This window comes from Phycisphaerae bacterium, assembly GCA_018003015.1.
Lineage (GTDB): Bacteria > Planctomycetota > Phycisphaerae > UBA1845 > PWPN01 > JAGNEZ01.
On record JAGNEZ010000003.1, the window covers coordinates 70,028 to 90,699 of the forward strand.

General features: G+C 64.5%; 14 protein-coding genes. 9 read left to right on the top strand and 5 right to left on the bottom strand.

Features of this window, described 5'->3' with window-relative positions; genetic code table 11:
* The first annotated feature begins 21 nt into the window (after positions 1–21).
* Positions 22–1,377: an asparagine synthase gene (locus KA354_02135; protein MBP7933423.1), complete on the top strand. Its 1,356-nt coding sequence runs from the start codon at positions 22–24 to the stop codon at positions 1,375–1,377.
* A gap of 70 nt (positions 1,378–1,447) precedes the next feature.
* Here the strand turns inward: KA354_02135 and KA354_02140 are convergent, their stop codons facing one another.
* Positions 1,448–4,708, bottom strand: coding sequence for a hypothetical protein (locus KA354_02140; GenBank protein MBP7933424.1), 3,261 nt, complete (start codon positions 4,706–4,708; stop codon positions 1,448–1,450).
* A 546-nt stretch (positions 4,709–5,254) separates the two neighbouring features.
* Between KA354_02140 and KA354_02145 the strand changes: the two genes are divergently transcribed.
* Together KA354_02145 and KA354_02150 are read left to right on the top strand one after the other, a co-directional pair.
* Positions 5,255–6,661 (top strand): class II fumarate hydratase, encoded by a 1,407-nt coding sequence (locus tag KA354_02145; protein MBP7933425.1) that lies wholly within the window; start codon positions 5,255–5,257, stop codon positions 6,659–6,661.
* Complete coding sequence (locus KA354_02150) at positions 6,661–7,356, top strand: hypothetical protein (GenBank protein ID MBP7933426.1); 696 nt, start codon at positions 6,661–6,663, stop codon at positions 7,354–7,356. Before KA354_02145 ends, KA354_02150 begins: the two co-directional genes overlap by 1 nt.
* Before the next feature lie 117 nt (positions 7,357–7,473).
* Here the strand turns inward: KA354_02150 and KA354_02155 are convergent, their stop codons facing one another.
* The 4 genes from KA354_02155 to KA354_02170 all read right to left on the bottom strand — a co-directional run bounded on the left by KA354_02155 (position 7,474) and on the right by KA354_02170 (position 12,985).
* The gene (locus KA354_02155) at positions 7,474–8,808 is read right to left on the bottom strand and encodes an NPCBM/NEW2 domain-containing protein (GenBank protein MBP7933427.1); all 1,335 of its coding nucleotides are present in this window, start codon (positions 8,806–8,808) and stop codon (positions 7,474–7,476) included.
* A gap of 1 nt (position 8,809) precedes the next feature.
* Positions 8,810–9,961, bottom strand: coding sequence for a hypothetical protein (locus tag KA354_02160; GenBank protein MBP7933428.1), 1,152 nt, complete (start codon positions 9,959–9,961; stop codon positions 8,810–8,812).
* Positions 9,962–10,034: 73 nt separating this feature from the next.
* On the bottom strand, positions 10,035–11,660 hold the full coding sequence (locus KA354_02165) for a hypothetical protein (GenBank protein ID MBP7933429.1): 1,626 nt from the start codon (positions 11,658–11,660) through the stop codon (positions 10,035–10,037).
* Between the two features lie 86 nt (positions 11,661–11,746).
* A complete protein-coding gene (locus tag KA354_02170; protein ID MBP7933430.1) occupies positions 11,747–12,985 on the bottom strand; it encodes an insulinase family protein in 1,239 nt (412 codons plus the stop codon).
* Between the two features lie 484 nt (positions 12,986–13,469).
* Between KA354_02170 and KA354_02175 the strand changes: the two genes are divergently transcribed.
* From KA354_02175 to KA354_02200, 6 genes are all read left to right on the top strand, one after another.
* Positions 13,470–13,718: a hypothetical protein gene (locus KA354_02175; GenBank protein ID MBP7933431.1), complete on the top strand. Its 249-nt coding sequence runs from the start codon at positions 13,470–13,472 to the stop codon at positions 13,716–13,718.
* Positions 13,719–13,841: 123 nt separating this feature from the next.
* A complete protein-coding gene (locus KA354_02180; GenBank protein ID MBP7933432.1) occupies positions 13,842–15,140 on the top strand; it encodes a DUF362 domain-containing protein in 1,299 nt (432 codons plus the stop codon).
* Positions 15,141–15,237: 97 nt separating this feature from the next.
* Positions 15,238–15,918, top strand: coding sequence for a response regulator transcription factor (locus KA354_02185; GenBank protein ID MBP7933433.1), 681 nt, complete (start codon positions 15,238–15,240; stop codon positions 15,916–15,918).
* Between the two features lie 14 nt (positions 15,919–15,932).
* Positions 15,933–17,402 (top strand): HAMP domain-containing protein, encoded by a 1,470-nt coding sequence (locus tag KA354_02190; protein MBP7933434.1) that lies wholly within the window; start codon positions 15,933–15,935, stop codon positions 17,400–17,402.
* Between the two features lie 72 nt (positions 17,403–17,474).
* Positions 17,475–17,963, top strand: coding sequence for a hypothetical protein (locus tag KA354_02195; protein MBP7933435.1), 489 nt, complete (start codon positions 17,475–17,477; stop codon positions 17,961–17,963).
* Positions 17,964–18,011: 48 nt separating this feature from the next.
* Positions 18,012–20,603, top strand: a complete 2,592-nt coding sequence (locus KA354_02200; GenBank protein MBP7933436.1) for a beta galactosidase jelly roll domain-containing protein — start codon at positions 18,012–18,014, stop codon at positions 20,601–20,603.
* Positions 20,604–20,672 lie beyond the last annotated feature (69 nt).

Sequence of the window (20,672 nt, forward strand, 5' to 3'; positions counted from 1 at the left end):
ACCCCCTAGGAGACCATATCCATGGCGGGTATTGCAGGAATCGTAGGCACCGGCAAAAGTGAGTCCGTCAGCCGAATGCTGACCCGAATGGCCCATCGTGGCCGGGCCGGACACAAAGTGGTCGAAACGAAGGGCACCACGCTCGGCGCCGTTTGGCCGGCCGGCGCTCGCCGCCCGATCCTCCGGGAGCACCACGTCGCCTGCGATTCCATCGGCAACGGACAGTTCGCGGAAGCCCGCGCGAACGACGGCACCCTGACGCTCTCACGCGATCCCATCGGAGCCGTCCCGCTCTACTATGGCCAACACGCGGACGGCTCGCTCTGCTTCGCCTCGGAGGTCAAGGGCCTGCTGGAAATGACTAGGGATGTGAACGAGCTTCCGCCCGGCTGTCAGTATGACGGCCAGCACCTGATCCGAGGCGATGAGCTGCAGGTCAGGGGAACCATCACCGAGCAGCCCGAAGATGTCGCCACCACCTTGTGGGCCTGCCTGGACGGGGCGGTCAGAAGTCGCATTCACCAACACACGATGGGCGCATGGCTGTCCGGCGGACTCGATTCCAGCGCCATCGCCGCCCTGGTCCGACCGCACGTGCGCAGGCTGTACACCGTCGCCGGCGGCGTGGCAGGATCACCCGACCTGGGTTTTGCCCGGCAGGTCGCGGACGTCATTCGGTCGGACCACCACGAGGTCGTGATCAGTCTCCCAGAAATGCTCCACGTCCTCCCGACCGTCATCTACCACCTGGAGTCGTTTGACGCCCTGCTCGTACGGTCCAGCATCATCAACTACCTCGTGGCACGACGCATGGCCGAACTCGCTCCCGAAACCTTCTCCGGCGAAGGAGGCGATGAACTGTTCGCTGGCTACGACTATCTCAAAACCCTGGAGAGCTGCCACCTCGCCCAGGAACTCGTGGATCTCATCGGGCGGCTGCACAATACGGCCCTGCAACGGGTCGACCGCTCGGCCGCCGCCCACGGGCTCGTGGCCCACGTCCCTTTCGTCAACCCGACCATCGTCGATTACGCGACGCGCATCCCCGTCGAGTTCAAGATCCGCAACGGCATCGAAAAGTGGATCCTGCGTCAGGCGATGAAGGACCTGCTGCCCCCGGCCGTCCTCAACAGACCCAAGGCCAAGTTCTGGCAAGGCGCCGGCGTCGGCGACCTCCTGTCGAACCACGCCGACCAGCACATCTCCAATGAGGAGTTCAGACACCAGCGGAACCTGGACAACGGCTGGATGCTCAACAGCAAGGAAGAGCTCATGTACTACCGGATCTTCAAGGACGCCTTCGGCACACTCGAGAATCTATCCTGGATGGGCCGCACCAAGGGGGCCCCGTCCGTCACGAGACTCGAGCGAACGTGAACGGCCTGCGCAGTACCCACGATCACCCTGAACAGCCCTTCGTGCCCATGATCCCAGGAAACCGTCGAGTTCAGCCCGTCACGCAGGACGGATCGACCATCACCCCCGCACCGCGGTAACAGCGCTGGAAGATACCAAAGTCGGATTGGTCAATGTCCAAATCCCCGTCCAAGTCGGCTCGCTCACCGCCAGGCACGGGCGGACCCATCGCCGGTCCAGTCCAGCACCCCCGGAAAACCACGAAATCGTCACCGTCCACGTCACCATCACAGTCGAAGTCCGGCGAAAACGGCGGCCGCCACGGGCGGGCGGCAATCCGGGCCTGCGCCGCGGCCAGCATCGACGGCCAAACCGTGTTGTCAATCGGAAAGCCGTATTCCGAGGAGAAATGATCGCGCAAATCCTGCCCGGCCGAGGCGCTGAACGCCGCGACGATCCACGTGGCCTGCTTCCCATCATCATTGATGGTCACCGGCAACCCCTCCTGCGCCGGCTGGAACGTGCTGAACAGGTCAAACCACGCCTTCGGGCCGTAAGCCTCGTACACCTCATAGAAAATGCCGTCCATCAGGTCGGGCGTCAGACTCCGGTAGTTCTTGCCGGCATTCTTGTACTTCACCAGTTGCTGCTGGTATGCAGCCTTGGCATTGTCGAAATCAAGGTCAATACTCTCCCGGGCCAACGATCCGACCGCGGAGGGACATGCCCCCAGGCAGTGGCGAGTCCACATCCCGCACAGCGTCGCAAGCCCTTCACTGTAGGTGAAGTTGAGCATACAACCCGGGGCGGTGATGAACTGGTACAGCGGGCCGGAGGCAAGGATGAAATTGTGCCCCAGCTCGTGAAAGATAATCCCCCACTGCGGAACAGGACGACGCGGATCGGCGACGATGTAGCAACTCTTCGGATCAGGGCTGCAGAACAACCATCCCAGCCGGATCGGATTCGTGCCCGCAAGGCCGCACACCGCAGTGCTCTCGTTGTTGGTCACGTCGCACACGAAGTAATGCAGACCGCCACGATAGGGCAGCGTTCCGGTCAGATCGTGCTGCGCCCGGTAGGCGAGATCCGTGGCCGCAACCTGATCGTAGTCAGCAGCAAGCTTCGCGAGGTCAAAGCCCTGGATCAGCCCCGGCGCGTAAAACGCGATCCGATCGCCCCGAAAGGGCTCGTGCTGCACACCCAGGTCCACATCAGTGCAGCGAATCAGCGCCTGGTTGTCCGCAATGACACCGTCCGCCGTGACCTCGACCCAGCCCGTGGTCCCGGACGCCATGGCCGACGGCGCTGCCGTGACCACCCCGGCCGCATCCACGGTGCCCACGCTTGCACTCAAACCGCTGTACTCCAGGCAATAGTCGCCGGTCGGCAGCAGCTCGCCCGCCGGGCCGCGAATCTCAACTTCCAGCTGCCCACTGGGTACACCAGGCGATAACAGCAGCAGCGGCGTGGTGACGATGACGTGAGCCGGCGCCGGCCGCGTCAACCCCAGACTCCACTCCCATGTCTCCCCATTGGTGATCACCGAATAACCGTTGTACGTGTCACCCCCCAAAAGCACGATCGCTCCCCGCGCGCTGTCATACGCCATCGCATGCGATCCGCGAGCCCGCGGCACCGCCTTGGCGAACCGCATCATCGCCCAGCTCTCACCGTCCCACCACCAGGCGTCGTTCTGGTAGGTGTAGGTGGCTGTGCGGCCGCCAAAAAGCACCGTCCTCCGCCCGTGGCGGTCATAGACCATGGCGTGGTCCAGCCGTGCAGCCGGCTCGCCCCTGACCCCCGAGCTGCGCCGGGTCCAGTCCACCCCATCCCACTCCCAGGTGTCCCGGTAATACGTCGAGTAGCTGCTGTAGTGGTAGCCGCCGAACAACACGGTGACCCCGCGGTCGCGGTCATAGACCATGGCATGCAGATGTCGCGCCAAAGGACTGTTGCTCGCCGTCCGCTGCGTCCAGGTCGACCCGTCCCACTCCCAGGTCTCGTCGTTGGAAACTCCGGTGTAACCGCCAAAAAGAACCACCACATGGCGGCGGCTGTCGTACACCATCGCGTGGCCGCTACGCGACGAGGGCCCACCCACAGCCTTCTTGACCCAGGCGACACCGTCCCACTCCCACGTCTCCACCCCCGCACTGTTGCCGCCAAATAGAACAACGACATGGCGATCGCTATCGTACGCCATCGCATGGCCGTGACGAGGAGAAGGACCGGTCGTCGCCTTGAGCACCCAGAGATTACCATCGTACTCCCAGGTCTCGGCCCCGCCGGAGGTGCCACCAAATAGAACAACCACCTCGCGGTCGCTGTCGTACGCCATGGCGTGCGCCCTGCGCGGCGAGGGACTACCCCTGGCAATCTGTATCCACTCACCACCGTTCCACTGCCATGTGTCACTGCCGGCGCTGCCACCCTGCAGACTCCCTCCAAAAACCATCGCAGCCTGCTGAATAGGGTCATACACCATGCCATGATCCCACCGCGATGGAGGGCTCGCCACCGGCGCACGCTTCGCCCACGACACCCCGTCCCACTCCCAGGTCTCGTTCGTGTAGGGACTGGTCTTGCCACCGTACAGCGTAATCACCCGCCGAGCCCCGTCGTACACCATCGCGTGCCTCTCACGCGGCGATGGACGCGCCGCCGGACTACGCTCGGCCCACACCGCCCCATCCCACTCCCACGTGTCATTAACCGCCCCGCCGCTGCCCCACCCCCCAAAGAGCACCGTCACCTCCCGGTCACGGTCGTACACCATCGCATGCTCATACCGCGGCGACGGCCGGACCGCCGGATCCAGCAGTGCCCAATCCGTGCCGTCCCATGTCCATGTGTCACTCATGTAACTGCCGGTCATCCATCCGCCAAATAGCAACACCACGCCCCGGCTGACATCGTAAACCATCGCATGGCTAGTAAGAGCAGGCGGCATGTGCACAGGATTCCGCTGCACCCAACTCGTGCCGTCCCATTCCCAGGTCTCGTCACTGTACGAGGTCGCACTGCCTGCAGTGCCTCCAAAAAGCACTGTCACCCCGCGAGTCGAATCGTAAGCCAATGCATGCCCGCTCCGGGCAGACGGGCCGGACGTGGACCGCAAGGACCACGCCGAGCCGTCCCACTCCCACGTCTCTCCGAAGGCAAAACCCAGTTGGCCCCCAAACATGACCGTCACTTGCCGAGCACTGTCGTAAACCATGGCCAGCGAAGCCCGGGCGTCCGGCTGGGGCTTATCCCAACCCGCACAGGTCTGGCCAACTACCGGGCAAACACCTAGCGCCAGAACCAACGCGACGGCCACCCCCCTCAAAACGCTGAGCTTCCGTCCCATGACCCACTCCTTTCCAACCCCTCCAACCGCGACCTCGCCCCTCGCTCCCTAGCAGCCCACCAGGCCGGGCGCACCGACCCTCGATTCAGAAGGGAAGACAATCCAAAGAGGCAACCGCAAAACGGCCTAGGTATGCACCCCCTCTAGTATACCGCAAACCACCATGCGAAATCAAGCTCCAGCACAATTCGTGCTCCCTGAGAGAACCTCCCCGCAACCCAACCTCCCCAACGCCACCCAGCCAGAAATCGCCGGCATGCGACCCTACACCCAAACCGAACCGGCTTCGCACCCTCCACCCATAACGGTCTGATAATCACCGACCAGATCGAGCCGCCACCTGGCCAAAAAGGCCGCTGGACACGCCAGAGTCATTGTCGGCCGGCGGAGATGCCCGCAAACGCTCCACTCGATTCGTGCCCGTCCGCCCCCCCCCGCCTGGACCGCTTGCAGCTGTTGGGCCAGAATAGGCCCGCGATACGCGGGTGTGGAGGACCATGTGACCCAAGAACCGAGCCCTCGGGACTTGGAATGAGGTGCACGGCCATGTCGACCGGCAGAACACGAATCGAATCGGACAGCATGGGCCAGATGGAAGTGCCCGACTGGGCACTCTGGGGAGCCCAGACCCAGCGGGCCGTCCAGAACTTCCCGATCAGCGGGTATCGGTTCGACCGGCGGTTCATCCGGGCCATGGGACTGATCAAGTCGGCCGCCGCACACGTCAATCGCGAACTCGGCCTGCTGGACGAACGCCGAGCCGGGTGGATCACTGCGGCCACCGAAGAGGTCATCGAGGGCAAGCTCGACGACCATTTCGTGCTCGACATCTTCCAGACCGGTTCCGGAACCAGCACGAACATGAACGCCAACGAGGTCGTCAGCAACCGGGCGATCCAACTGGCCGGCGGCAAGGTCGGCTCACGCGAGCCCGTCCACCCTAACGATCACGTCAACATGGGCCAGTCGAGCAACGACGTCATCCCGACGGCCATCCATGTCGCGGCGGCGGAGGGCCTCAAGAACGACCTGCTCCCCACACTGGAAGCCTTGGCCAAACGCCTGACCGAGAAGGCCAACCGCTACTGGAACGTCATCAAGATCGGGCGAACCCACTTGCAGGACGCCACACCAATCCGGCTCGGCCAGGAAATCAGCGGCTGGGCGGCTCAGGTGAAACTGAGCCAAGAACGTATGGCGCGGGCAACCATGGCGTTAGGCGCACTACCCATCGGCGGTACGGCCGTCGGCACGGGCATCAATACCCACCCGGAGTTCGGCAAGCGAATGGCCGCCAAGCTCACCAAACTGACCGGCATCCCGTTCTCAGAAGCGGAGAACCATTTCGAGGCCCAAGCGGCCAAGGACGCCATTTGCAGCGCCAGCGGCGAGCTTCGGGCGGTGGCCGTCGCCCTGACCAAGATCGCCAACGACATCCGCTGGCTGGCCAGCGGGCCGCGGTGCGGACTGGCCGAGATCCGCATCCCCAGTACCCAACCGGGATCAAGCATCATGCCCGGCAAGGTCAACCCGGTCATGAGCGAAATGCTGATTCAGGTCTGCACCCAGGTGATCGGCAACGACCTGGCGGTTACACTCGGCGCCCGCGACAGCGTGTTTCAGCTGAACGTGATGATGCCGCTAATCGCCCGCAACCTGCTCGAGTCCATCCGCCTGCTGACCAACGCATTGAAGGTGTTCACCGAGCGATGCGTGGCCGGACTCCAAGCCAACGAGCAGCGCTGCGCGCTGATGATCGAGCAGTCGCTGGCGATGTGCACGAGCCTCGCCCCGGCCATCGGCTATGACCAGGCGGCGGCCATCGCCAAGGAAGCCTCGGCTACCGGCCAGACGGTCCGGCAGGTGGCCCTGGCCAAAGCAGTCTTGCCCCCCGAGCAGTTGAGCAAGCTGCTCGACCCGGCAACCATGACCGCACCCACGGAATCGGCCTGATGACCCACGAACCCCATTTGTGCCCCAAGCTCGACGGAACGTCCCCAAGACCACTCTGTGGCCCAGACGCCTCGCCCGTGTCCTGTCCGCCGCCCGGCCGACGTTTCGCCCGCTCCCGCGACTGGATCTGCCCACTGGTCACGCTGGCGGTGGCCGCCTTGTGGACCCTGGCGGCCAAGGGGGCGGCCGACCACGTCAACCATAGCAACCTCGCCCGCCTCATGGGCACGGTCATGTTCGGAACCAGTCTCTCACCCGACTCGGGCAACGAGACCGCCCTGCCTTTTCCCCTGCCCGGACCGAAACAGACCAGACCCGCTCCAGCCAAGCCGCTCTTCCACGAATCCCTCGCCCGTCAGAGCGGATCCGTGGAGGGCACCACTTACATCTGGCGATGGAGCATGATGGCCGTGGCCGTCCTGCTGACATTCGCCGCGATTCTCTCGCTGGCCACGAGCCAGACCAGACCGCTCCACCTCCTGGCCGCGCTCGTCATCCTCGCCAGTACCGTCGGGACTTATCTGGCTATACGCCAACTGGTCAACCCCGCCCGCGGCGGCCTCGAGGAGCAACCCCTGCTGTTCTACGTACTCGTGTTGGGTCTGCAGTCGCTCTACGGATGGGTGCTCCTGTTCCTGTTTGCACCTCGCCCCGCGCCGCGGATGCCCGCCCCTTCCCAGGGCGGCCACAGATAACTCGGAGAATCAACTGCCCGCTGACAACCCGGCATCCGGGTGAACCGTAATCCTGCAGGTGTGCGGTTCGTCGCCAGGAACGCCGCATCCCGAAACCGGTCCCCCAGGCCAGGCTGGTCACTTGATCAATCGCGCGTCGCACCAGTCGGCCTGGTCGCCGATGTCCTGTTCCTCGCCGAAATCCACCTTCAGCTCCAGCCGCTTGGCCCCCTTGATGGGAACGAGGATGTCCATCGCCTTGTCTCGGCCGGTCACCCGTCCGCTGCGGTAGACCTCCTTGCCGTCGGCCAGAACGCTGAAGATGGCGTTGCCCAGCGGCCGGGAACCGTCGTCGATCCCAATCGTGGCCGCCAACTGATCATAGCCCGTCTTCAAGTCGTAGCTGAGCACGGCCTGCGAGTGCATGCCGATGCCGCGAAGAAAGCTCCGACCGCCCATGCGAAGCTCACGGTTGGCCACCGAGCGGTTGTAGCGATACGGCCAGCGGGTGACGCCGAACGGCTCAAACGAGTACCCCGCCGGCTCCAGGTCGCTCAGGAACACCAGGCGGTCACCGCGAAAGCCAATCTCCATCAGCCGCGAAACCGGCACGACCACCGCCTTGTTGCCACCGATAATCAGCCGGATCGTCTCGACGTCACCACCCGTGATTCGCCCGCAGAGAATCGACCCGTCGTCCAAAGTACACCTGGCCGGGGCTGCAGCCCCACGACCCACGCCCGCGGCCATGACCAGACCACACGCCTTCTGGGCCGCAAACGCCACACTCCTGTCGCGCCAGCGGAACGAGCCACCCTTCACGTCAAGCGACTCCAGCGTCCCGCGCAGGGTCTGCATCTTGTTGTTGGCCCCCATAATGAAAAGCGCGTCCTGCGAGGCATCCGGTCGGTCAAGCGCCTTGCCAAAAGCCCCCACAGCCTCATCGCTCCATGAGCCCAGATAGCGAACACCGGCCAGATCACTCAGCGAGAGCTTCATCCGGTCGGCCAATGCGGCCGCCACCTCGATCCCCTCCCGACCTCCCGCCAGTAGGCGACCAGGCAACTGACTGCCGTCCTTGAGGTAGATGACAAGTTCGACCCCCTCGGCCGGCATCGTCGAAGACGGAGAACCCGCCGGAGCACTCATCGCCAATCGCGAACCGCCAGCCCCAGGCCATTTCACCGACATCACGTCATCGGCCTTCAGGGAGAACTCCTGCGTGCCCTCGGCCAGCCGCAGCGAACCATCCCCGTCAGCCCCCAACCAAGCACCGCTGACCGTCTTCCCTTCAACGGTAATCACCCGAACCACCGGCCCGGCCGCCAACGTCGCCCCGGTGGCACACGCCAGAACCAGCGATGCCCCCACCAAGAGAAATCGTCGCCGGACACTCCTCGATCTCGGTGAGGCGTATCCCCATGTACCCGTCTCACTTCTCACTTCTCGACCGTCGCCAAAAACAACGCTCAAGCTACTCTTCCTTCGCCAGTTGCCGGTAGTACTGCTCGACAAGTTGGCGGTATCGGCTCGGGAAGCTCTCCCGTAGAGATTGCAGAATACGCTGCCGCTCTTCCGGACGCATCTGGCCCCATTGCTCTCCGGGCCGAACCGTCGCCCGGCGTTGCAGCGGCCCCTTCCCCCCCTCGCCGCTCGGAAGCATCGAGTCGCTCGCCGGGGCCACCGGATTGCCCTGAGCCTTTCCACCCTGCCCACCCTTGCCCCCCTTGGCCCGCTGCGGTTGTTGCTGCTTCTCCTGCGCCTCAGCGTCCTGAATCAGCTTGTCAAGGAGCTCGACTGCCCGCTGCTGCTTGTCCCGAACCGGCTGCCCCGCGCTACCCCTCGCCAGCCGCCGGCTCGCGTACGTCATCAGGTCGGAAACGTCACCCAGACCCTCCGGCCGCCGAACACTCAATTCTTGAAGCATCTGACGAGCAGGCAAACGATACTTGTCGGGCGCACCCGGATGCTGCAGCTCAAATTGCCGCAACGATGCCAGCGCCTCCTCATAACGCAGATCGAGTACTTGGCAGTACGCGGCCAGAAAATCCACTTCCGCCTCCAGGAACGTCTTCTCCATCAGTTCGGCTTCGCGCCCAACAAGTGCGGCCAGCAACAGCTCAGCCTGGTCGGTGCGATCCTGCTCCACCAGGGCCCGGGCCAGCATCGCCGTCGCATGCAACGCGATGTAGGCATCCCGGTCCGCCATCAGCGGCCCAAGCGCCTTCTCGGCAAGCGCGTAGTCCTCCTTCTCCATCGCATCAAGAGCGGTCCTGAACGTCGGCGACACGATCGCCAGGGCTGCGGTCATAAACCCCTGCGGCTCCTTCTCCTCACGATGCGCCTTCCACCCCTCGACCACCGCCTTCCTCGCCGCCGGCTCCACATCCGGCGAGCCCTGAACATGGGCAACAAACCGATCGATCAACTCCACCGCCCCCTTGCGCGCCGCCTCAGGTGACAGAATAGGCCGTAACTCGCCAGCCGGCACCGAGGCCGCCGGGCGAGTAGCCACGACCCGAGACACCGGCTCAGAGGCGGCCGCCGACAATGCCTGCTGGCAAAGCAGCAGCGCCACAAGCGCACCGCCAAACCAAGTAGTACTACCACGCCATATCGTGATCATCTCTCGACAACCTGCTCCACTCGCCCCTTTCTCACCGCTCACTTCGCACTGCCACGTCGCGAAGCGACGTGCCTCATTGCCCCGTCGCCTTCTCGTTCATCTTCCGGGCCATCTCCGCCACCTGACGCTGCCGGTCCGCAGTCCGGCGCATCAGCCGGTCGCGATCCGCCCCCTCGCTCGCCAGCCTCTCGTGCTCCGCCGTCTGCCGGTTGACCCGCATCTGGCAGGACCGCAGCAGCTTCAGCTCCGCCGAGGCCGGCAGCAGCGGCGGGCTCGCCCCTTGACCCTGCTCACCCGACGGCGACTCACCCGAGGCAATCTGCTGGCGAAGCTGCTTCACCGAGTCGATCAGCTCCTCCAACGACGCGATGACCTCGGCCATCATCCGTTGAGTCGGCTCGTCGGTCGCCTTGTCCCTCAGCCGCCGGGCGATCTCCACCATGTCCTCGCGGAGCTGCTCGACCAGCCTGGGCACCACGATCGTCGTGCCCTCCTCCTTCAGGATTCGCAGGGCGTCGTCCGCCTCGCCCGCTAGACCCGTCTCGTCCTGGATCAGCCCTGCCAGCTTGAGCTCATCAGCATGGGCCCAGGTGACCGGGCCTTTCGCCTGCAAGGCAACCGCCCCCTCCTTGATGGTCGTCTGCTTGATCAGCATGCTCCGGAACCGCGACTCCAGACCGGCCAGCATCTGCTCCTGCTGCTCGCGGCGAAGCTGATCGAGCGATTCCTCCAGCTCGCGCTTGGCCCGCTCGAGTTGGTCAATGGCCTTCTGCTGGTCCTGACTGGCATCACCTCTGTTCTGCGCGTCCAGCTTGTCCGCCGCATCACCCATGTGCTGACGAGCTTGCTCCACACGGTCAGCCCCCGGCGCCGGCTCCTGATTCTGCCCGTTCTGGCCACTCTGGCCGTCCGAAGAAGGCGATTCTTGAAATGACTGCGCGTCGGAAGGGCCACCCTGTATACCCGGCCTCGGGTCGCCCAACAACGGCTTGCCCTTCTGTGAACCCCCTTCGTCCTTGCCATTGTTCGGAAATCGGTTCGAGGAATCCCCCTTCGACCGGTCCGTCGAGGGCTTCGTCGTCCCGTCGCCATCGCTCGGCTGAGACGAGGCCCCACCCTTCATCCGCTCGATTAGTTCCTCCGCCCTCTTCTGCAGCTGGCGCTGTGTGTCGGCCAGCCCCTTGGCCCCCTGCGCATCCTGCCGATCCTGGCCGTCCGTGGCCCCCTTGAGCCGCTTCTGCTGGTCGAGCAACTGCAGGATGCGCTCCTCGATCGCCTTCAGCCGCTCGATGGCCTTGGCCCGCTCGTCACGGCCGTCCTCCTCTTCGGTCAGGGCCTTCACCAGACCCTCCAGCCCCGCTAGCACCGCCGCCTGACGATCGGCCGCATCAGTCAGCTCCCCTTTGTCCAGCAAATCGATGCTTTCATCCATCAACCGCCGGAGCAGCAACTCCCGAGCCCGGTGCAGGGCGGCCTCCAGCCGCTTGGCCTGCTCGGGCTCCGTCGCCTTGAGCTTCTCCGCAAGCCGGTACATCCGGTCTTCGAGCTGCGTCATCCGATCACGAACAATCTCCTGCCGAGCAGCCAGAGGATCCTTGGCCGTCCCCGAATCCGCAGGCCCACTTTGGGCCCAGGCAAAACCGGGGACCGCCAGAAGAAACAGCCCAACCCACACCACGGTGATCCAGTGAGGCATCATCGCGATCCTAGCCCGCCTCCCAAAGGGGGTCAACGAATCCCCACCGGCGGCCACCACGCCTCCTCAACTCCCCACGAATACCATGGTTACGCAGGCCAGGCCCTCGGGCCAACGCTCACCAGGTGACCCTGGCCGGTCACCGAGAATACCTCGAGATACCGCCCCACCGTCTCGGCCGTGATCGCATCAACCGCGGCCAAACGCTCCTCGGCAGGTCGCGGCCGGCCAAGATAGTCGACGTCGTCGGCAATCTGGCCCAGCCGGTAGAACGGAGCCTCCGATTCCGTGGCCAGCGACGTGCGCCGCAGATTCTTGACCCGCTGCAGCTCCTTGGGCTCCGGACCGCAGTCGGCCAGGCTTCGGGCCTCCCGGCGCATGGCGTCAAGTACCTGCTCACAGTTCTCCGGCTCGCACAGGGCATACAACAGCATGACCCCAAAGTCGCCGTACTCCTCACGAAACGCGCCCGCTCGGGTGCTCAGACCCTTCTGCACAATGTTCCAGTAGAACCGCGAGTTGCTGCCGCCCAGAATCGCCGCCACCGCCTCCGCCGTCTCGTCCAGGGGATCGGCCGCCGACGGCGCGGAAAATGCCAACAGCACCGCCTGCTGATGAAAACGCTCCAGCGGACGAACGGCCACACCCCTGGTCACGCTCGGCGGCCGGCGGGTGTCGGCCACCCCGTCGGCTTCCCAACCGCCGCAGATCCGCTCGGCCGCCGCAATCGCCGCCCCCGGCTCGATATCCCCGGCAACGATCAGAACCAGGTTGCTGGCCGCGTACCGCCGTCGATGGTAGGCCACCATCTGGTCCCGGGTCATGGCCCGAATGGTCCGCTCGTAACCCAACACCGGCCAGGCCAGCGGACTGCCCGGACAAACGCGCTCGTAGAGAAAATCGTAGGCGTTGCTGGTCAGATCATCGTTCGACATGGCAATCTCTTCCAGCACCACGTTCTTCTCCATGTCGAACTCGCCCGGCGGAAACGTCGGACGCATGATGTCGGCCAGTAGCCCAAGCTGTCGTTCGAAATCCTCGGACCGAACCCAACCATAGTAGAACGTGCGGTCCTTGCTGGTGAAAGCGTTGTACTGGGCCCCCATCTCGTCAAACTCGATGTTGACCTGCTCCCAACTCCGCTTCGCCGTCCCTTTGAAGCACATGTGCTCGAGAAAGTGGGAAACCCCGGCCATCTCCGGCGGATCGTCCCGAGCCCCGGTGCGAACCAGAAATCCGCAGGCCACCGAGGGCACGTGAGGCATGACCTCGATCACGAGCCGCAGGCCGTTCTCCAAACGATGCTGGATGAAGCGAGGGACAGACATAGGCACACGTCACAAAGTCAACACGCACAACAGGAAGCCAGAAGCCAAAGTCAAGAAACGAATGCACCAAGACACCGGGACGCACCAAACACAGCGGTGCGGCGCCGCACGCTTCACGCTTACGCCGGGCCGCCCGCCCAAAGCCGCCACGTCCCCGATCCTCCATGCCCCCCACGCGGCGTCCCTTCTCGCCCATCAGTATAAGGCAATCCAACGCAGTTGGCGCGGGCCAGGGGGCAACGCACCCCTCCCGGCAAACCCGCGGAACAACCTCCGAGAAACGAAGGACCTCCTCCCGGCAGAAAACCCCCATCCCGCCCGGGAATATCGCCCCAGATCACCTCCCGCCGATCCGGCCACCGTGAGCGCCCCACCACCCACGCCAGTCGCGGTTTTTACCCGAATGCCCCGCTTCACCACAGCCAACATATCGTAGAGTCAATACCCACGGGACCAGATGGCTTTTAGGTTATGGGAGGGTCACATGGCGGCAACCGAATCAACCAACCTTCATCAGTTCATCGCCTACTTCGAGGAACCTGAACCGGGCGTTCCGGACGGCCACACGGGCTGGTACCACAGCAACGGCAAACAGCCGCTGCAGTCCGCCAGCGACGTGTTCACCTGGACCGAGGGCAGCGCCACCCTGGTGAAGCCGGACATTGCCGGTCCGTTCACCGCTAAATCGCTGGCGGTCGCGGATCTGCAAGCATCCCTCAGCCAGAACAGCTAACCTCGTTAAGCTTCGTTCGTGTCCGTCTATCAGGTCGCACGGCTTCCCGTGGCCCGCGCATGCGTGGTCCACGGGCGGTCGTGCTTCATTGCGGTCGACCACACCCATACCTAGAATACGCGGATGAGTCGATCACCCGTCGCCATCATCCGAACCACGCCGGCCACCATCCTGGCCGATTACCACCGTCTGATGAACCTGGCCGGTTATCGGAACGTCATCGACCCCCACGCCGACACCGCCCTGAAAGTCAATATCTCCTGGCATTTCTTCTACCCCGGTTCCAGCACCACACCCTGGCAGCTCGAGGGCGTCATCCGGACCATGAAACGAGATGGCTACGACCCAAACTTGATCCACGCTTGCCATAACCGCACCGTCGTCATCGACGCCCATCTCGGCGAGCGAGAGAACAAGCAGATCTGCCCCGTCCAGGCCCACGGGCTGCGCAACGTGCATCTCTACGAAGGCGAAGAGTGGATTAACATCCGCGACGCAGTGGGCGATCTGACCAGCCAATTCCTCTGCCTGAACCAGGTCTACCCCAACGGCTTCTCGATCCCCAAACGCTTCATCGGCGAGAACATCATCCACCTGCCAACCATCAAGACCCACGTGTTCACCACCACCACGGGAGCAATGAAGAACGCTTTCGGCGGCCTGCTCAACGAACGCCGACACTGGACCCACCCCGTGATCCACGAGACCCTGGTCGACCTGCTCATGATCCAGAAGAGAATTCACCGCGGACTCTTCGCGGTCATGGACGGCACCTTCGCCGGCGACGGGCCCGGCCCACGGTGCATGATACCCCACCTCAAGAACATACTCCTTGCGTCCGCTGACCAGGTCGCCATCGACGCCATCGCCGCCAGGCTCATGGGCTTCGACCCGCTCAAGGACTGCAGGTTCATCCGCCTGGCGCATGACCTGGGCTTGGGCTGCGGCGATGTACGCGACATCGAGATCGTCGGAGATGTCGACGCCGCTGAAGAAAACTGGCATTTCGACGGCCCCTTCAAACAGATGACCTTCGCCAGCCGCATGCAGCATCGGATCTACTGGGGCAGACTCAAGACCGCCCTGGAGTGGTCGCTCAAAACCTGGCTCGCTCCCTGGGCCTACGTCGCCAGCGTGATCTATCACGACATGTACTGGTACCCGCGCAACGGCAGCATCCGAATGCACCAGATCCTGCACAGCGATTGGGGACGCCTCTTCCACAACTGGGAACATCTCACTCCCGACCAGAACGGCTGGCCGGACGTGGGCAGCGAACCGGCCCGCCTGAAACCCGGAACCGCCCGGCTCCTGAGCAAGGCCGTGCGCGTGCTCGGCACCTGCGTCGTCGAGGCCCCCGAAGCCGCTCGCCTTCGCCGAAGAAAGACCGTCCGCCCCGCCGGAACCCCAGCCCACGGTTAGGACACCTCCACACTCCCGCCCAGTCCATTGAGCAAGCAGCCCACCAAGCCTACAATCCTCGGTATGGACACATCCGTCATGGCTTGAGGACCGAACCGTGCGCTTGCTGGTAGTCGAAGACAACCCCAAAATGGCAGACTTCATCCGTCAGGGCTTCGCCGAACAAGGCTACGCCGTGGACGTCGCCCCCACCGCCCACGACGGCGAAGCCTGCGCCGCCAGCGGTAACTACGATTGCGTCGTGCTCGACGTCATGCTGCCCGACCAGGACGGCTTGACCGTCTGCCGCCACCTCCGGCGACGCGGCGTTCGAACACCCATCCTCATGCTCACCGCCCTCGGCTCAACCTCCGACAAGGTCGCCGGATTGGAGGCCGGCGCCGACGACTACCTCGCCAAGCCCTTCGAGTTCGTGGAACTGATCGCCCGGGTGCGGGCCCTGCTCCGCCGCGGACAGGCCCAGGAGGCCACCACCCTCAAGTTCGAGGACCTCGAGATGGACCTCCTCGCTCGCCAGGTCACCCGGGCCGGCCACAAAATCAAACTCACAACCAAGGAGTTCGCGATGCTCGAAACATTCATCCGGAATGCCAACCGGGTGCTCAGCCGAACCGAAATCAGCGAACGCGTCTGGGACATGAACTTCGACCCCGAGAGTAACGTCATCGACGTCTATGTCAGCAACTTGCGCCGAAAAGTCGACAAGGGCTTCAGCCGGCCGTTGATTCACACCGTCATCGGCACCGGCTACTGCATGCGCTCCCCAACCTCCTCATGAATCAACGAGACATCATGAACCGCCCTCTCTTTACCCTTCGCCTCAAACTCACCCTCCTCTACCTGGCCGTGTTCGGCGTGCTCCTGGGCGGCCTGTCAATCATCCTGGTCACCATGCGCGAACAGTACATCACCGAGGACTTCGACCAGCGACTCATAGGCCGAGCCATGAGCATGCTGTATGCGATCAACCTGGCCGAGACCCGGACACCCGCCACCTTCCCCGCGGTGGACGGCGCGGGCGGACGCATCCCCTTCCGCTTTCCAGGTTACTTCTTCCAGCTCCGCTCGGCAGACGGCACAACCATCGAACGGTCGGAGAATATGGGCCAACGGACTCTGCCGTGGACCACCACAGCCCAGGCATCGCGAACCGCCGGCGCGGCCCAGCTCGAAACCGTCCACCGCGACCTCGCCGAGGCACTGACCGGAGACGGCGGCGAACTGCGCCTGCTAACCCTCTACCACGCCCCGACGAATCGCCCACCCTTCTTCCTCCAAATCGCGGTCAGCACCGCACCCATCAGACAGTCCATCGCCCAGCTCCGAAGCCTCTTCCTGGGCGCTATCCCCACCGGACTCCTCATCGCCGGCGCGGCCTCCTGGCTGCTGGCCCGACGAGCTCTGGCCCCCATCGGCCAGATCGCCCGCGAAGCCCGCGAACTGACCGCCGCCCATCTCGATCGCCGCCTGGCCCTGCCCCCGGGACGAGATGAAGTCGCCGAAATGATCGCCACCATCAATCAAATGCTCGACCGGCTGGAAGCCGCCTTCCGGGCCCAGGAACGATTCGTGGCCGACGCGGCCCACGAGCTCAAAACACCCGCCGCCGTCCTTCTCGGCCAGGCCCAGGTCCTGGCCAGTCAGCCACGCTCGCTCCACGAATACCAGAACTTCCTCACCAGCGTCCAAGAGGAAATGCGGCGGGTCAATCAGATGGTAATCAGCCTTCTCACCCTCGCCCGGGCCGACGCCGGACTGCCCATGGAGATCGTCTCGCCAGTGCCCGTCCACGACGTCGTCACCGACGTGGTCCAGCGAAGCCAGCCCAACGCCGATCAGCGCGGCATACGCCTCGTCCCAAACCTGGCGATGCCCGGCGCGGACGATCAGGAACCGACCGTCTGCGGCGACTCCGAACTGCTCCGCTCGATGATCCTCAATCTGGTGCAGAACGCGGTTCGCCATTCGCCTCCAGGAGAGATCGTCGAAATCGCTGTGTCCCGCCGTGGATCGGAGGTCCACGTCTGCGTGGGCGATCGGGGCCCCGGGATCCCCGCCAAACACCTCGACCAGATCTTCGGCCGCTTCTTCCGAGTCCCCGGCAGCGACACAGGCGGCACCGGCCTGGGTCTGGCTATCGCCCGGGCCGTAGCCCGTATGCATGGGGGTGACATCGAGGTCCGCAACCGGCCGGTGCGTGGATGTGAGTTCACCGCCCGCCTCCCCGTCGGCAAGGCCCGGCCCGAACCCAACAGCCCATGACCAGCCCGGCCACCGTACCCACAAGCCCCTCCCGGCGTTATGATCGCCAGCAGGTCTTCGAGGCCGATGCCTATGCCTTCTCTGCTTGCCGTCGACCTGGGAATCAAGACCGGCCTCGCCCTCTACGACGGTCAGGGTCGGCTGATCTGGTACCGCAGCCGCAACTTCGGCACGGCCGACCGGCTGCGAAGAGCCATACATGCCCTGCTCAACGAGCTGCCCGACCTGCAATACCTGGTCCTCGAAGGCGGCGGAACCTTGTACAACCTCTGGAATCGCGAAGCCCGGCGACGCGGACTCAACATCCGACAGGTCAGCGCGGAGCAGTGGCGCGCCCGTCTGCTAAAACCCAGCAGACAGCGCAGCGGCACTCAGGCCAAGCGATCCGCCAACGATCTGGCCCGCCAAGTCATCGAGTGGTCCGGTACGCCCAAACCGACATCCCTCCGCCATGACGCCGCTGAAGCGGTGCTGATCGGCCTGTGGGCGGTCCAGGAAATCGGCTGGTCGACGGACTTGAAGTGGCTCCCGGGAAACAACCGTCGTACCACGTCCCCGTGAAGCCGTGCGAGTTGCCTAAAACGCTGCGGACCCAAAGGAAACTCAACCATGGTCACCCCCATCTCGGCTACCACGACAGCAACTATCCTCGTGGCATTCGCGACCACCGGCGCCGCCGGCCCTCTCATCCTCGAAAACCAGAAGCTCGCCCTGCGGTTCGATTCGTCAACCGGTGCGTGGATCGGCTGGGTCGACAAACAGTCCGGCCAAGAGTTGGTCGTCGCTCCCGCCGCCAGCGCGCCGGAAGGACTGGTCACCCCCCAACTCGACGCCAACGCCCTCGATGCCGCAGTCAAGGCCGGCCACGCCATCTCGCTGGAAGGCACTTGGCGGTTCGCACCCGAGCCGGAGAAGACCGACGCCGACATAACCGCCGCTCCCGAGTTCAACGACCAGGCGTGGGAAACCACACCCGTACCCAGCCGCGATGACACCGGCGACCGGCGGCTCAGGGACCGCGTGGGCACCTTCTGGTACCGAACCACAGTCACACCACCGGCGACATGGCAAAACCACGACCTGGCCCTGGTCATCGGAGCCGTGGATGACTTCGATACCACCTACTTCAACGGAATGCAGATCGGAGCCGTCGGCCAGGAGACACCCCACCACTGGGAAACACCCCGGCACTACACCGTGCCGGCCAGCCTCGTCCAGCCTGGACACCCAAACACGGTGGCCATTCGCGTCCACAACGGGGCCTTCTCCGGAGGAATCACGGGACCGGTACGCCTCGGGCCGGCGGCGGATATGCCCACACCCGCAGCGGCCTCGGTGATCGACCATCAGGCGTCCGACAACCCCCCCACACTGACCCTGACTATGCGCCTCGACCCCTTCCGGGTGCAGACTACCTACACCCTCGAACCAGGCCCCTGGGCCATCTCCCGCCGCTTCAAGATCCAGAACACATCGGCCAACCCCCAAGTCGTGCGCGCCATCGCCTGCCATCTCCCATCCCTGTGCCCCGGGCCGAGAACCGCCGCCATCGTTCCCGACTCGCTTCCCGTCGGCGATCAGCCGATCCAGACCTTGGACACCGGCCAGGTCATCCGCCCATCCTCCCAGGACGGCCTGGTCTACCTGTGGAGCCCCGCGGCCGCCCATGGATGGGGAACATGGTTCTGTTCCGAGAACGAGTATGCTCCCGCCACCATCGCGCCCGCCGGGAACGGCGCACGCGTCAGCCACTCGCCGGGCACACTCGCCCGATTGGCACCAAAAGAACAACTCCAGCTCGGCACTCAGTACGCCTGGCTGACCCACGGCTCACGCGACGACGTCCTTCACTCTGTGCAGGCCATCTTCCGCATCGTCCATCTTCAAGCCCCCAACCACGGTATCGAACAACTCCGCGAACGCATCCTCTACTGCGGCCACCCCGGCGGAATGCCCGAGCAAGGCTACCGCGGCTTCGGAGGATTCAAGGCCCTCCAGGCCTACGTCCCTACCCTGCAGAAAATGGGCGTCGATCTCCTCTGGCTCCTGCCCATCTTCGAGCACGGCGATGGCCAGAAATGGAATCTCTACTCGCCCTTCGATCACTTCCAGATCAGTCCACTCTACGGCACGCCGCAAGAGTTGAAACAACTCTCCGCAACCGCCCGATCCGCAGGCATCGATCTGATGTTCGACCTCGTTCCGCATGGACCACCCGATCACACCCCTCTGGCCAAGACCCATCCCGAGTGGGTCTGCCTCGACGAGGCCGGCAAACCCACCTACGTCTGGGGCCAACTGGCCTTCGACAACGCCAACCCCGCCTGGCAAGAGTACATGCGAAAGGCCGCCGAGCACCACGCCCGCGAGTTCGGCGCGGTCGGCGCCCGCGTCGATGTGGCCGCCGGCAGCCCGCCCAACTGGGATCCCAAAACCGGCTACCGACCCAGCCACTCCACACTCGGCGGCGGCCTCGGTATGGACCGGGCCATCCGCGAAGGCTTCCTCCGTGTGCATGGCAAAGCCCTCCTCCTGCCGGAGGAGTACACCGGGGCCCGGATCTTCTACCGCGATGCCGACCTGACTTACGATGCCCAGCTCTTCTTCCTGTTCGTCGACCTCCATGCCCGTAAGGCCCCGCCCCGCGAGTGGGTCGCGAGCCTCCGCAACTTCCTCCACGACCAAGCCCTCACCCTCCCGCCCGGCGCTGTCAAGATGCGCTGGACGGCTAACCACGACACCGTCTCCTGGACTTTCCAGAAAAAGCGCACCCGCGAAGTCTACGGCCTCGAAAGAGCCCGAAGCCTGCTCGCCTTGTGCTGCCTCATCGACGGCGTACCCATGATCTACCAGGGCGAGGAAAACCCGACACTCTACGGCGGCAAGGGCGAGTCAATCGTCGACTATCTCGGCAAGCTCATCGCCTGCCGCAAACGACTGCCGGCCATCTCGCGAGGCCCGGCCGACTACCACGCCGTCCACGCCGGCGACACCGTCTTCGCCTGCCTCCGCGGACAAGGCGGCGACTGCGCGATCATCCTCGTCAGCCTGGATCCCGCCCCAACGACCAGTACCCTGACCCTGCCCCCGGCTTTGGCGGCAACGACAGCATGGCAGGATGAACTGACCGGAGAGACAATACCGGCCACGAGCGTGCGCATGGCCGGCCATCAGGTTCGCGTGCTGACGCCCAGACGCTGATCCTTCAGCGCGATCCGCACGCGCATCCGCCCAGGCCGGCAGACGTCTCCTGTCGGAGAAGACCGTGAC

What these genes read in the sequence shown, in the direction of transcription:
- KA354_02140 (MBP7933424.1), bottom strand. Translation starts at nt 4,708, where the DNA reads ATGGGACGGAAGCTCAGCGTTTTGAGGGGGGTGGCCGTCGCGTTGGTT.
- KA354_02160 (MBP7933428.1), bottom strand. Translation starts at nt 9,961, where the DNA reads ATGATCACGATATGGCGTGGTAGTACTACTTGGTTTGGCGGTGCGCTT.
- KA354_02145 (MBP7933425.1), top strand. Translation starts at nt 5,255, where the DNA reads ATGTCGACCGGCAGAACACGAATCGAATCGGACAGCATGGGCCAGATG.
- KA354_02165 (MBP7933429.1), bottom strand. Translation starts at nt 11,660, where the DNA reads ATGATGCCTCACTGGATCACCGTGGTGTGGGTTGGGCTGTTTCTTCTG.
- KA354_02180 (MBP7933432.1), top strand. Translation starts at nt 13,842, where the DNA reads ATGAGTCGATCACCCGTCGCCATCATCCGAACCACGCCGGCCACCATC.
- KA354_02200 (MBP7933436.1), top strand. Translation starts at nt 18,012, where the DNA reads ATGGTCACCCCCATCTCGGCTACCACGACAGCAACTATCCTCGTGGCA.
- KA354_02170 (MBP7933430.1), bottom strand. Translation starts at nt 12,985, where the DNA reads ATGTCTGTCCCTCGCTTCATCCAGCATCGTTTGGAGAACGGCCTGCGG.
- KA354_02175 (MBP7933431.1), top strand. Translation starts at nt 13,470, where the DNA reads ATGGCGGCAACCGAATCAACCAACCTTCATCAGTTCATCGCCTACTTC.
- KA354_02150 (MBP7933426.1), top strand. Translation starts at nt 6,661, where the DNA reads ATGACCCACGAACCCCATTTGTGCCCCAAGCTCGACGGAACGTCCCCA.
- KA354_02190 (MBP7933434.1), top strand. Translation starts at nt 15,933, where the DNA reads ATGAACCGCCCTCTCTTTACCCTTCGCCTCAAACTCACCCTCCTCTAC.
- KA354_02135 (MBP7933423.1), top strand. Translation starts at nt 22, where the DNA reads ATGGCGGGTATTGCAGGAATCGTAGGCACCGGCAAAAGTGAGTCCGTC.
- KA354_02195 (MBP7933435.1), top strand. Translation starts at nt 17,475, where the DNA reads ATGCCTTCTCTGCTTGCCGTCGACCTGGGAATCAAGACCGGCCTCGCC.